This window comes from Polaribacter sp. WD7 (assembly GCF_003335085.1).
GTDB lineage: Bacteria > Bacteroidota > Bacteroidia > Flavobacteriales > Flavobacteriaceae > Polaribacter.
Map to the genome: position 1 here is coordinate 145,493 of NZ_QPEJ01000018.1, position 13,182 is coordinate 158,674.

Consider the following 13,182-nt stretch of genomic DNA (forward strand, 5'->3'; position numbering starts at 1 on the left):
CTTTAATCAAACAAAAGAAATGAAAAGAATTTTTTGTACAATGTTATTTTTATTGAGTCTATCCTTAATGTCTCAAATAAAAATATCTAAAACTCTTGGAGATTATTCAGAATTGAAAGTTTACAATGGTATAGAAGTAGAATTGATAAAATCAGATAAACAATATCTAGAAATTACAGGAAAAAAATCTGAAAAAGTAAAGATTAAAAATGTAGATAATACTTTAAAATTATCTTTAAAATTTTCTGTTAAACCTAGCGAAAACGCTGCTGAGGGTGAAGTTTTAATTAAATTATATTATAACAAAGAAATAGCTATTATAGATGCAAATGAAGGAGCAACTATAACAAGTAAAAGCTTTAATCAAGATAAATTAGAAGTAAACGCACAAGAAAGAGCTTTTATAAATTTATTATGTACTACAGATTACTTAAAGGTAAGAGCGTCTTCTGGTGGAATTATTAAATTATCTGGTGCTTCAAAAAATCAAGTTGTAGATGTAGATTTATATGGTACTTATCATGGTTTTAATATGAGTGTATCTAGCAATTCTACCGTAAATGCAGGTACGGGTGCAAAAGCAGAAATTTTAGCAGGAGAAACACTAAATGCTAAGGTTGGTTTTGGAGGTTCTATTTTTTACAAAGGAAATCCTAAAGTAATTAAAGATAAAAAAGTTATAGGAGGAATTATTCAGAAAAGAAATTAGTCTTACTTTTGTATCTTTGTATTTAAAGAATAAAAAATGAACAGTTTAGCAATATATTTTGGAATGATAGGTGGACCACAAGTTATTATAATTGTTGTGGTTATTTTATTACTATTTGGTGGAAGAAAAATTCCTGAATTAATGAAAGGATTAGGTAGCGGAATTAAAGAATTTAAAAATGCCGCTAAAGAAGAGGAATCTGATGAAAAATTAGAAGAAAAAAAGTAAAAATCGTTACTTTATTATCTCATAAAAAAAGCTCAATTTATATATAAATTGAGCTTTAGTTTTTTTAAATTAAAAAAATCCCCCAATATTTCTAATTTAATTTCTTTGACACAAATATAGGCTACTATCATTGTTTTCTCAAGAAAATGTTACAAACGGGAAGAATTATTCAATGTTTGGGATGAAAAGGAAGCTTTTATCTAGAAAAAATTAATAAAGATTGTTTGCTAAAATTTCTAGATACAGGAATAAAAAAACAAACATGTTTAATTTTTAATAAATAACCTCTTGCATTACCTTGAATATCTTCTATATAGTTTGAATTGATAATATAAGATTTATGACAACGTATGATATTAGGGTATTCTTTTAAATTAGTATCTATTTTTGATAAAGTTACTCTTAAAATATCTTCTTTTAAATTAATAGAGTTTTGTTTTTTTAAAAAGAAACTAGCATAATTTCCTTGAGAGGTAATATAAACCAAATCGTCTGCTTTAAACTCTAAATATTCTTTTTTATTATCAGAATAAATTTTTATAAAATCATTTAAAATTTGTTTCTTTTCTAACGTTATACTCGATTTGTACTTTTTAATAAACCCTATTTTTTCTTGTCTTCTTTCTCTAGTATATTTTTCATTATAAAATATATATATGCTTAAAGGTAAACACGTAACTAAAAAAGAATAGATTAAGTACTGTAATAAAGAAAGTTTTTTTAGATTATACTGTTCTTTGTACATCTCTCCAAAATACCATAAAAAAGTACCTACAATAAGAACACCCACTAAAAGAAGTAAAATATTTCTACCAATAGTCCATTTATCTTCATTAAAAAAACGTTTAAAAATCATTGGAGGAACCCATACCATAAAAAAAGTACCTATAAAAACTATGATACCAATACCTATTGTATATTCAAGAATAACAGGATGATCTATTAATGATAAGTAAAAAGGTTTGAAGATGTATAAAAAGCAAAAAACAAAAAGACCAAAGAAAAAGCTAATTTTTAGTTTAAATTTAATAGAAGTATTAAAATAGTAAGGTTTAGATAACCAAGAATTTTTTTTTTTCATACGAAGCTTAAAAAGTAAATTTAAGAAATTAAATTTGTAAGTTCATCTTTTTTAAAATTTCTAGAAACTGGTATTTTTTTATTAATACTATCAGATTTTAAGTAATATCCTCTAGCATTTCCAGAAACTGAGTTTATAAATTTTGTATTTATGATATAGGATTTATGACATCTAACAAAGTTTGAGTAATTATTTAAACACTTTTGTATGTTAAATAATGTATTTCTTATAATACGCTCTTTTGTTTGTTTCTCAGTTTTAAGATAAAAACATGCATAATTACCTTGAGAAGTAATGTATATTAAATCATTTACATTAAAAGATATATTTTCTTTATTATTTTCACCAAAAATTATAATTTCATTAGTATCTATATCTTTGCTATCTACTTTTTTAGAAAGCTTTATGTTCATGATTTTCTTTGCTGTTTTTTCTCTATGATATCTATACATTTTTTCACTGACGTAAGTAAAAATAATTATAGGAAAAATAGCTATAGTAAAGGTAAAACCTAAAAAATCTTTAAGAGATAATAAATCTATGTTTTGTGTATTTTGTACTAAAGAATTATAGTAATAATTACCCACAGAAATAAAAAAAACTAATAAAAACAGAAAAAAAATATTTTTTGCTACAGTCCAGTTTTCATCATCAAAAAAAGATTGAAACAAAATTGGAAATAAAAGAAAAAAGAAAGAAGAACAAATAAATGTTATTAACCCAAAACCAGCTGTATATAACAATTTGTTGTTTAAAATACTTGTTATTCCGAAAGGACGAAAAATAAAGAGAAATAGAAATATAAAAAAACCAACACCTAAGCAAATTATAAAATTAAACTTAAAAGAATTGATAAAAAAATAAGGTTTTTTTAACCAATGTAAAACAAACATTCTAAGATGATTATAGTATTATTTTGATAAAGATTTTACAAATAAAAAATTATTTAAAAACTCATAAAAGCTATTTTATTTTTTCTTTATCTATAGAGCCTTGAGGGATAATAAGAGAAGTTTTAAAATCTGGAAAAATGCTACTCATCATTGGACTAGAAAGTTGTTTAGCTTCTATAAAATTCCAATTTTTTGTTGTCTCATTATAAATACCTAGAAGATATGCTTTAGAAGTAATTCTATAGTCATTAAAAAGCATTACATATGTATTATTTATAAAACATCTTTTTTGATTTTGTTCTTCTACAATTTCTGAGCAAGACACTACCTCTGCAGATTCAAATGCAAAACCTTGCTTTCTCATATCTTCCATAGATTTAGAAATCAAACGTAAAGCTTCTTTTTTACCTCCCATTACTTTTAAAACAGGAGTATATGTATATGCTAAAACGGTTTTATAATCAGACTTTAAAGTAGCATCTGCCGTTATTTTTGCATCTCTTAAAGCCTCTTCTTTAGTTTGACTTAAAGATATAAAACTAAAGAAAAAACTTAAAAGAAATAAAAGTAGTTTATTCATTATTTTTCTTTTTTGGCTTAGCGTTTTTCATAGCCTCTCCAATTTGATTACTTGCTGTAAAACTAGCCACCATATCATTTAACATTTGACTTCCTGCTTGAGGTGAGTTGGGTAATAAAATTAAGTTACTATTTGTTTCTTGACCAATAGATTGTAACGTATCATAATGTTGTGTAACCACAATTAATGCAGATGCTTCTTGAGAGTTTATACCTACTTTATTTAATACTTCTACAGACTCTTCTAAACCTCTTGCAATTTCGCGTCTTTGGTCTGCAATACCTTGCCCTTGTAAACGTTTGCTTTCTGCTTCTGCTTTAGCACGTTCTACAATTAAAATTCGTTGCGCATCACCCTCAAATTGAGCTGCAGTTTTTTCTCTATCTGCTGCGTTAATTCTGTTCATAGCTGCTTTAACTTGAGCATCAGGATCTATATCTGTTACTAAAGTTTTAATAATATCATAACCATATTCTGTCATGTATTCTTGCAATTCTCTTTTTACAGCAATGGCAATGTCATCTTTTTTTACAAAAACGTCATCTAATCTCATTTTAGGAACTTCTGCTCTAACTACATCAAAAACAAAAGAAGTAATTTGATCATGAGGATAATCTAATTTATAAAAAGCATCATAAACTTTTTCTCTAATAACTTTATATTGAACGGAAACTTTTAGTTTTACAAATACGTCATCTAACGTTTTGGTTTCTATAATAACGTCTAATTGTTGAATTTTTAAACTCAGTTTTCCTGCAATTCTATCAACTAAAGGAATTTTTAATTGAAGACCAGAATGACGAATGCTTTGAAATTTTCCGAAACGTTCTATAATTGCAGAAGTTTGTTGTTTCACCACAAAAAAGGCGCCGAAAACAAATAAAGCTATAAGAATAAAGATAATAGGTAAAGTAGCAAACATGATAATTTTTTTAAATTAATAAACGATTATTGTAAAGATACTTAAAAGATTAAGTACTTATAGGTATATTTTTTCTTAAAAATGTTACAGTTATTTAAAAGAAAAACCCTGTACAGCTAGTACAGGGTTTTTATATGTTGGTTGTAAAAGTATTATTTATAAAACGTTTTGTTTAGTTTTCTATTATACTTAATCCATTTTAGGTATTGTTTTTTAGAGAGTACGCTTTTCATTTTTGCATCAAAAGCTTTATCTTCTTGTTGAATGCTTTCAGAAACTGGTTTTAAATTTTCATTCATAGCTTTCATTACTTTAGGTTGGTTAGAAAAATCACCTGTTTCTATGGCTTTTTTTTGAAAACTTTCTACCATATTTTTAGTACTTTTTAAAACAAAACTGTTTATTCTTTCAATATCTTTAATAGATTTATTGTAGTTTTTTAAAGTTGTAGAAAATGTTTTACCAGTAGTAGAAGATAATTTTACGCCTGTTTTTTTGGCAGCTTTTTCTACATCATAAATTATAATACCAACATATTTTTCTACTTCAAACTTTGGTTTAGGACTTTGTTGTTGTTGCGGACTAGGAAAGCTTTGTCTCTGACGAGAATTGTTGTTAAACTGAGCATAAGAAATACTAGTAAATAGTAAAGCTAAAAGAAAAAATAGTTGTTTCATAATTATAGGTTCTCTATTGCATTTTCAATTCGTTTAATAGTTTCTTCTTTACCAATCATAGCAATAATATCAAATAAATGAGGGCCTGCTAGTTTACCTACCAAAGATAAACGAAGAGGTTGCATTACTTTACCAAAACCAATTTCTTTAGTAGTAATCCATCCTTTAATTTCTTTTTCTGTGTTTTCGGAAGAAAAATTACCAATGTTTTCAATCACAGAAATAAGCTCTTTCATCAATTCAGAAGTTGTTTCTTTCCAGTTTTTCTTAGCGGCTTTTGGGTCGTAAGAGGTTGGAGTTTCAAAAAAGAATGAAGATAAATTCCAGAAATCAGCAACAAAAATAGCTCTCTCTTTTATTGATGAAACTACTTTTAAAACAAAATTGTAGTCTTTTACAATTTCTTTTTTTGCTAAAAGTGGAAGAAATAAATCTGTCAATTCTGCATCAGATTTAGACTGCATGTATTGTTGATTGAACCATTTGGTTTTATCTGGGCTAAATTTTGCACCAGATTTAGACACACGTTTTAAATCGAATGTTTGTACTAATTCTTCTAAAGAAAAGATTTCTTGTTCTGTACCTGGATTCCATCCAAGAAAAGCCAACATGTTTATAAAAGCATCAGCAAAATACCCATCTTCTTTATATCCGCGAGAAACATCACCTGTAACATCGTTTGTATATTCTAGAGGAAATACAGGAAAACCTAATTTATCACCATCTCGTTTGCTTAATTTTCCTTTACCAACGGGTTTTAAAATTAATGGTAAGTGTGCAAATTTTGGAGAATTCCAACCAAAGGCTCTATATAATAATGAATGAAGTGGGAGAGAAGGTAACCACTCTTCTCCACGAATTACATGGCTAATTTTCATTAAATGATCGTCTATAATATTTGCTAAATGATAGGTTGGCATTCCATCAGATTTAAACAAAATTTTATCATCTAAAGTATTAGTATCAATGGTAATATTACCACGAATTTCATCTTCTAATTTTAAAATTTCGTCTTGTGGTGTTTTAAAGCGGATGACATATTTATCACCAGTATTAAGTTTTGCTTGTACTTCTTCTTCACTTAAAACTAAAGAATTTACCAAAGTTCCGTCTGCTCTATTTTGCCAGTTATATACAAAGGTTTTTCCTTCAGCTTCGTGTTGTTGTCTATAACTAGTCAAATCATCAGAAGAATCAAAAGCGTAATAAGCCCAACCTGTTTTTAATAAAGTATCTGCATAATTTTTGTATAACTCTTTTCGTTCAGATTGTCTGTACGGACCAAATTTTTCATTTTTTCCAGGACCTTCATCAAAAGGAATAGCACACCAATCTAAAGCATCTATAATATATTGTTCTGCGTTGGCAACGTAACGTGTTTGGTCTGTGTCTTCTATACGTAACACAAAAGTTCCGTTATGTTTTTTTGCAAATAAGTAATTATATAAAGCTGTTCTTACACCACCAATATGTAAAGGTCCTGTAGGACTTGGTGCAAAACGAACACGAACATCAGATTTCATTATTTTCTTGATTTTTGAATAAGATTTTCTAAAATTTTTTAAATGTCGTTTTGTGCGGAATGAAATGAAGCCGAAAAATCTAACCTTTGTATTTAATTATTTTAGATTTCTCCATTTCAGTCGAAATGACAAACAAATTTATTTTAGTTTTTTACGACGCAAAGATACTTTTTCTTAAAAATTATAGCCACGAATTCACAAATTATTGCCTGTTATTAGAATGATTTGATAGTTGATTAGAAAACATATGAATCAAAAAACAAAAAACCTCACATATTTTGTGAGGTTTTGGTATGATTTATTCGTGAATTCGGGGCAATTACTCTAAAATTTATGATAAAGACCAATATTAAGAGCTCCTTGTTTAGCTACATTATTTCCAGAAAATGCACCTCCAAATCCGGCAGTAATACCAAAATTTTCAGAAATTTCTCCAATTGCTTTTAAACCAAAAGCACCAAATTCTTGATCATTTACATATAAACCAGTAAGTATATTTTCTTGAGGTATTACTACATCTCCATTTTTGAAAGAAGAAGAAACATCTAAGAAAGCAATTAACCATACGTGTTTTCCTAATCTGCTTCCTATTTCACCTCCAAATCTAAAGTTAGAACTATAATTGTTTGTTCTTAAGTTGGCTCCTAAAAAACCTTGTATATATGTGTCTCCAAAGCTTTTTCCTGCTAATAATAAAGGAGAGAATGTCCAAGCATCGTACCCTGTTCTAATACCTGAACTAGCATCAAAAGAACTTGTATTTGCTTCGACAGAAAATTGCCCAGAAATTGTCCAGTCTTTTTGATAAAAATTATGTTTTAAACCCAATTCTATATTGCCAAGTGTACTTTCTGTAGCAGCTGTTGTTGTTGGGTTTAAGTTGGTTGATGTTAAATCTCCTGTTTCAATAAGTTTAAAGGGAATATTTACCAGTAAAGACGTTTTATCAGACAAACCATATTCTCCAAAAAATTGTAACGTATTGTCTGTAATTTCTCTTTCAGTAAGAATCTCTGGGTCTCCAAATAAAGAATTATAATTGGCAATACTTGTAAATGATAATTGTGTATAAAATTTTCCTTTTTCTTGTGTCCAAGGGCTTTGAGAAAAAGCACTAATAGTAATGAATAGGAACAAAAGTTTTGTTAGATGTTTCATTTTAAATTTTTTATATGAACTTAGTAGCGTTGTTTTTAAATTACTTACAAAACTGTTTTAACAAAAAATTGAATGATAAAAATTTAAAAAACAGTATTTTTATTAGTTGTTTATGGACGTATTTAAAAACATAGAAAAAAAACTACATCAGTTTACACAAAAATATTATACAAGTGAGTTGATAAAGGGCACAATTTTATTTCTTTCTTTAGGATGTGTTTACCTCTTTTTTACTCTTTTTTTAGAATATTTTTTATGGCTTAAACCCTTATCTAGAACAATTTTGTTTTGGGTGTTTGTTTTGGTAGAACTTTTTCTTTTAATTCGTTTTATTGCTTTTCCTATTTTTAAGCTAATAGGCTTACGAAAAGGCATTTCTTATGAACAAGCGTCTACAATTATTGGAAATCATTTTCCTGAAGTAAAAGACAAACTACTAAACGTTTTACAGTTACAACAAAGCAGCAATACATCAGATTTATTATTGGCAAGCATAGCTCAAAAATCAGCACAATTACAACCTATTCCGTTTGCTAAAGCAGTAGATTTTAAGCAAAATAAAAAATATTTAAAATATGCAATAATTCCTGTTTTTATTTTTATAATATCTTTATTATCAGGATTTTATAAAGATTTAACTCAAAGTCTAAAGCGCGTAGTAAATCACGAAAAAGCATATCTTCCGCCAGCGCCTTTTACTATTTCTATAACCAATAAAAGTCTACAAATAATTCAAGGATCTTCTATAACAATAACTGTAGAAACTATAGGTAATGTTATACCAAGTGAAGCTAAGGTTATCTTTGACAATCAACAATACTATTTACAAAATAAAGAGAATGGTACTTTTTCTTATACCTTTTCTGATGTGCAAAAACCTATAGATTTTTATATTGATGCTAATGGAGTTGAATCAAAAAACTATCAAATATCAATCTTAAAAACACCAACTATACAATCGATTTCATTAGATTTAAAATATCCAAAGTACTTAGGTAAAAAAAATGAATCAACTCAAAATTCTAACAATATAAGTGTACCCGAAGGAACAAAAATAACTTGGAATGTAACTGCGAATCAAACAGATTCTGTTTCATTTACTAACAATAACAATAGTGTTTTTTTTGACTCTGTAAGTAAAGATCTTTTTAGACACACACAACAAGTACGTAAAGCATTTTATTATCAAATTTCATCTTCTAACAACTATTTAAAAGATTTTGAAAGTTTGCAATTTTCTGTTGATGTTGTAAAAGATGCTTTTCCTCAAATCTCTGTAAAATCTAACATAGATAGTATTTCTCGTGGAACATCTTTTTTTGCGGGACAAATTTCTGATGATTATGGTTTACATAAATTACAACTGGTTTATTATGATGAAAATAATCCAGATGTAAAAGAAATACAAAACATAAAAATTACAAAAGAGAGCATACAATCTTTCTTCTATGAATTTCCTAATGGTTTGCGTCTGCAAAAAGGAGTTTCTTATGAGTTCTTTTTTCAAGTTTTTGATAACGATGCTGTTAACGGAAATAAAAAAACTACAAGTAAAGTTTTTAATTATAGAAATAAATTAGACGATGAAATAGAAGAGGAGTTGTTACAAGAACAGCGAAACACCATACGTGCTATTGAAAACTCTATAAGTAAACAACAAAAACAGAAACAGGCCTTACAAGAAGTTCAAAAAGATTTACAAAGTAAGAAAAAAGTAAATTGGAACGATAAAAAGAAAGTTCAAAAATTTATACAACGCCAAAATCAATACAATCAAATGATGCAACGTCAAACTGACAAGTTGCAAGAAAATTTAGAAGAAAAGAAAGAAGAAACAGAGTCTCTTCAAAATAAAAAAGAAGCGTTACAGAAAAGAATTCAGGAATTAAAAAAGTTACAAAAGCAACAAAAGCTGTTGGATGAAATTCAAAAAATGGCAGAAAAACTGAATAAAGATGATTTGCTAAAAAAAGCTAAAGAATTAGCACAACAAAATAAACAACAAGAGCGCAGTTTAGAACGTGTTTTAGAACTTACTAAACGTTTTTATGTAGAACAAAAAGCAATGCAAATTGCCAATAAAATAGATAAGCTGTCTAAAAAACAAGATGATTTAGCTAAAGAAGAGAAAGACAATCTAGACGCTCAAAAAAACATAAAAAAAGAATTTAATCAAATAAAAGAAGAGTTAAAAGAACTAGATAAAGACAATGAAAAATTAAAAAAACCTATGGAGCTTCCTGATGTAGAGGAAGAAAAAGAGAACGTAGATGATCAGTTAAAAAAATCGGAAGAGAATTTAACTGAAAAAAAATCATCAGAAGCCAAAAAAAGTCAACAAAAATCTTCTAGTCAAATGCAAAAAATGAGTGCTAAAATGCAACAACAAATGCTAGAAATGGAAGGAGAATCTATGCAAGAAAATATGGATGATTTGCGAAAAATACTTGAAAACTTGGTTACATTTTCTTTTCAACAAGAAAACCTTATGCAAAAGTTTAGCAATATATCTACATCGCATCCAGATTTTGGTAAAGATTTAAAAAACCAAAATCAATTAAAAACATATTTTGAGCACATAGATGATAGTTTGTACGTTTTATCTCTACGGGTACCCAAAATTTCAACCAAAATTAAAGATGATCTTTCTACTGTTCACTATAATTTAGACCAGTCTTTAGAAAATTTCTCAGAAAATAGGTTCACAAACGGAGTATCTAATCAACGCTATGTAATGACCGCAACAAATAATCTTTCAGATTATCTAAGTAACATCTTAAATAGTATGCAAAATGCGATGTCTATGAAAATGGGAAAAGGAAAAAAGGGTAGTGGAAGTGGCTTTAGTTTACCTGACTTGATTAAAAAACAAGAAGGATTGTCCAAGAAGATGAAAAAAGGTATTGAAAAGGGGAAAGGGAAAGAAGGCAAACAAGCAGGAAAAATGGGTAAACCAGGAGAAACAGGAGAGCAAGGGAAACAAGGTGAAGGAGGGAAACAAGGAAATAATGGAAAGCAAAATGGATCTGGAGAAGGAGGTTTAAATGATGATCTTGATGGTGAGTTATATCAAATCTACAAAGAACAAAGTCTATTACGCCAACAATTACAAGAACAAATTAGGCAATCTGAAAACGGTGGTAGTGGTGTAAATTCTAAAGCTAGAAAAGCCTTAAAAAAAATGGAAGATTTAGAAAATGAAATCTTAGAAAAAGGTTTTAATGCTTCAACATTACAAAAAATGCAAAATTTAAATTATGAATTACTTAAATTAGACAAAGCAGCTTTAGAACAAGGAAAAGATAAAAAACGAAAATCTAATACCAACAAAAAAGATTTTGAAAGAATAAAAGCAAAAGCATTAAAGTTTAAAAAACAGTTTTATAATCAAACAGAGATATTAAACAGACAATCATTACCTTTGCAGCAAAATTATAAACTTAAAGTTAGAGCTTATTTTTCTAACAAAGTATAGAAAATACCATTTAATTATGAAAAAGTTTAGCATCATTATTGCTTTTTTATGTTCAAATTTTATTCACGCAAATCTAAACTTAGAAAATGATATTGTGCTTCCAAAAAGTAATAAAACACTACGCACTTTTTCTGGAGACTTACTTAATAATGAATCTTTTCATCTAATTTTTACAAAAAACAAAATATCCAAGAAGTATGAAGTTTTTTCATTTTTGTTTGATGGAAATACTGTAGTTGCTTTACCAATTTTTACAAGTGAAACAGATGTTAATATTGTTTCTTTTCACCAAAATAAAGAAATGTTAACGTTATTATTAAGTTATAAACTCAAAAATAAATCCTTTTTAAAAAAGATTGATTTCAACCTTTACAAGAACTCAATACAAAAGTCAGACCCCTTGGTTCATGATGATTTTCTAACTTCAGTTCGCTTAAATAATCGTTCTATTTTAGTATACAAAAATGATAATAATTACATAGAAATTGCAGATTTTATATCCTCACTAAAACCTGTTTTAAAAAGATATACATTCATTTCCCCAAAAGATAGTGTTAAAGTTTTTTTTAAAGATAAATCTGTTTCTTCTATAAATACAAATGAGTTTGTACCTAATGGAGCTGTCAATGATGTAAGACTTTATTTTAAAGATAATAAATTATTTTTTACCAGAGATTCAGAAGAGCCTTTAAAATTTAATATCATTGGTTTTGATATCAATAGTAAAAAAACCAATACTACAGAATTGTTAATTTTTAATTTGAACAGTAATTTATTGTCTCCACAGTTATCTGTTTTTAACAATCAAAATAATCAAAAGTATAGAAAAGCAACCTCTTATGTAATTGATAATAAGTTGTTTCAACTTGCTTTATCAAAAAGTGAAGGTTATATAAAAATACACGATATTAATACAAATACAACAGTAAATAATTTTCCTCTAGATGAAAGTTTGTCAAAATATATAAAAAATAATGACGAATTTATTGGTCTACCTAAATTCTTGAAAAACGCATCAAAGAATAAGTACAATGCAACTCTTACTGTTAATAAAACAACTACAGATAAATTACGATTAAGAATAGATTATGTAGATGTAACCTATAATTATAATTATAATTTGTGGTATCATCATCAATTTATCCATCAACAATTCCACAATCAATTTATCCAACAAAATATACAAAGAAGTATTCCTAGTGGCTTTGGACCTAATTTTATGGATGATGAAGCTTTTTTAAGTGCAACAGTATTAAAACAAAAAAGATTCTTTGAGGTGGTTTTGGATGTAGACTGTAATTTATTGGAAGAAGATTTACCCGATTCTTTTTATCAAGAAATCGATAAAGAAATGTACATAGATAATTTAGAGGGTAACCTTAAGTTTAAGTTTGAATCTAGTTGTTTTTTAAAAAATAATTTTAGATACATAGCCTATAATATTAAAGACAAAAACTTTGTAATTCATAACATATCTATAAAATAATGATTCTTTTTAACTACGAAACAAACTTTGTCTTAGAAGAAGAAAACAATTTTATGTTATGGATAAATGATGTGGTCATAGAAAATGGTTATGATATAGGTGAAATCAATTATATTTTTTGTGATGACAAATATCTTCATAAATTAAATGTTGAATTTTTACAACATGATACCTTAACTGATATTATTAGTTTTGATAATACTGTGGGTAAATTAATTAGCGGAGATATATTTATATCTGTAGAAAGAGTTAAAGAAAACGCAAAAGATTTTAATGTAACTTTTATAGAAGAACTGTCAAGAGTTATGATTCATGGTGTTTTGCATTATATGGGTTTTAAAGATAAAACATCCTTAGAAAAAAAAGCTATGCGTAATGCAGAAGATAACGCTTTATCGAGTCTTAATAAATTGATTAACAATTAATTAAATATAAAGTTTCACGTGGAAC

General features: G+C 27.2%; 12 protein-coding genes. 5 read left to right on the forward strand and 7 right to left on the reverse strand.

The genetic code is table 11. The features are described 5' to 3' along the window. The first annotated feature begins 19 nt into the window (after positions 1-19). Entirely contained in the window at positions 20-709 is a 690-nt protein-coding gene (locus DUT90_RS09880) for a head GIN domain-containing protein (RefSeq protein WP_114427022.1), read from the forward strand. A 36-nt stretch (positions 710-745) separates the two neighbouring features. Further along, positions 746-937, forward strand: a complete 192-nt coding sequence (tatA, locus tag DUT90_RS09885) for a twin-arginine translocase TatA/TatE family subunit (RefSeq protein WP_114427023.1) — start codon at positions 746-748, stop codon at positions 935-937. 196 nt (positions 938-1,133) lie between these two features. On the opposite strand, the gene DUT90_RS09890 is transcribed toward tatA, so the two are convergent. The 7 genes from DUT90_RS09890 to DUT90_RS09920 all read right to left on the reverse strand — a co-directional run bounded on the left by DUT90_RS09890 (position 1,134) and on the right by DUT90_RS09920 (position 7,771). Next, positions 1,134-2,018: a LytTR family DNA-binding domain-containing protein gene (locus DUT90_RS09890; protein ID WP_114427024.1), complete on the reverse strand. Its 885-nt coding sequence runs from the start codon at positions 2,016-2,018 to the stop codon at positions 1,134-1,136. A 20-nt stretch (positions 2,019-2,038) separates the two neighbouring features. Next, positions 2,039-2,761 (reverse strand): LytTR family DNA-binding domain-containing protein, encoded by a 723-nt coding sequence (locus tag DUT90_RS09895; protein WP_181858183.1) that lies wholly within the window; start codon positions 2,759-2,761, stop codon positions 2,039-2,041. Positions 2,762-2,981: 220 nt separating this feature from the next. After that, on the reverse strand, positions 2,982-3,491 hold the full coding sequence (locus tag DUT90_RS09900; RefSeq protein WP_114427026.1) for a hypothetical protein: 510 nt from the start codon (positions 3,489-3,491) through the stop codon (positions 2,982-2,984). Then, positions 3,484-4,413, reverse strand: coding sequence for an SPFH domain-containing protein (locus tag DUT90_RS09905; RefSeq protein ID WP_114427027.1), 930 nt, complete (start codon positions 4,411-4,413; stop codon positions 3,484-3,486). Before DUT90_RS09905 ends, DUT90_RS09900 begins: the two co-directional genes overlap by 8 nt. A gap of 152 nt (positions 4,414-4,565) precedes the next feature. After that, complete coding sequence (locus DUT90_RS09910) at positions 4,566-5,090, reverse strand: hypothetical protein (protein ID WP_114427028.1); 525 nt, start codon at positions 5,088-5,090, stop codon at positions 4,566-4,568. Positions 5,091-5,092: 2 nt separating this feature from the next. After that, the gene (gltX, locus tag DUT90_RS09915) at positions 5,093-6,613 is read right to left on the reverse strand and encodes a glutamate--tRNA ligase (protein ID WP_114427029.1); all 1,521 of its coding nucleotides are present in this window, start codon (positions 6,611-6,613) and stop codon (positions 5,093-5,095) included. A 324-nt stretch (positions 6,614-6,937) separates the two neighbouring features. Further along, on the reverse strand, positions 6,938-7,771 hold the full coding sequence (locus DUT90_RS09920; RefSeq protein ID WP_114427030.1) for a hypothetical protein: 834 nt from the start codon (positions 7,769-7,771) through the stop codon (positions 6,938-6,940). Between the two features lie 112 nt (positions 7,772-7,883). Between DUT90_RS09920 and DUT90_RS09925 the strand changes: the two genes are divergently transcribed. From DUT90_RS09925 to ybeY, 3 genes are read left to right on the forward strand one after another with little or no spacing between them, the layout of a single operon-like run. Continuing rightward, positions 7,884-11,246 (forward strand): DUF4175 family protein, encoded by a 3,363-nt coding sequence (locus tag DUT90_RS09925; RefSeq protein WP_114427031.1) that lies wholly within the window; start codon positions 7,884-7,886, stop codon positions 11,244-11,246. A gap of 16 nt (positions 11,247-11,262) precedes the next feature. Then, positions 11,263-12,732 (forward strand): hypothetical protein, encoded by a 1,470-nt coding sequence (locus tag DUT90_RS09930; protein ID WP_114427032.1) that lies wholly within the window; start codon positions 11,263-11,265, stop codon positions 12,730-12,732. Continuing rightward, positions 12,732-13,157: an rRNA maturation RNase YbeY gene (gene ybeY, locus DUT90_RS09935; protein WP_114427033.1), complete on the forward strand. Its 426-nt coding sequence runs from the start codon at positions 12,732-12,734 to the stop codon at positions 13,155-13,157. The genes DUT90_RS09930 and ybeY overlap by 1 nt, the downstream gene beginning before the upstream one ends. Positions 13,158-13,182: the final 25 nt, after the last annotated feature.

Bases quoted from the DNA above. Each gene is read 5' to 3' on its own strand.
- DUT90_RS09880 (WP_114427022.1), top strand. From the start codon at position 20: ATGAAAAGAATTTTTTGTACAATGTTATTTTTATTGAGTCTATCCTTA.
- tatA (WP_114427023.1), top strand. From the start codon at position 746: ATGAACAGTTTAGCAATATATTTTGGAATGATAGGTGGACCACAAGTT.
- DUT90_RS09890 (WP_114427024.1), bottom strand. From the start codon at position 2,018: ATGAAAAAAAAAAATTCTTGGTTATCTAAACCTTACTATTTTAATACT.
- DUT90_RS09900 (WP_114427026.1), bottom strand. From the start codon at position 3,491: ATGAATAAACTACTTTTATTTCTTTTAAGTTTTTTCTTTAGTTTTATA.
- DUT90_RS09905 (WP_114427027.1), bottom strand. From the start codon at position 4,413: ATGTTTGCTACTTTACCTATTATCTTTATTCTTATAGCTTTATTTGTT.
- DUT90_RS09910 (WP_114427028.1), bottom strand. From the start codon at position 5,090: ATGAAACAACTATTTTTTCTTTTAGCTTTACTATTTACTAGTATTTCT.
- gltX (WP_114427029.1), bottom strand. From the start codon at position 6,613: ATGAAATCTGATGTTCGTGTTCGTTTTGCACCAAGTCCTACAGGACCT.
- DUT90_RS09920 (WP_114427030.1), bottom strand. From the start codon at position 7,771: ATGAAACATCTAACAAAACTTTTGTTCCTATTCATTACTATTAGTGCT.
- DUT90_RS09925 (WP_114427031.1), top strand. From the start codon at position 7,884: ATGGACGTATTTAAAAACATAGAAAAAAAACTACATCAGTTTACACAA.
- DUT90_RS09930 (WP_114427032.1), top strand. From the start codon at position 11,263: ATGAAAAAGTTTAGCATCATTATTGCTTTTTTATGTTCAAATTTTATT.
- ybeY (WP_114427033.1), top strand. From the start codon at position 12,732: ATGATTCTTTTTAACTACGAAACAAACTTTGTCTTAGAAGAAGAAAAC.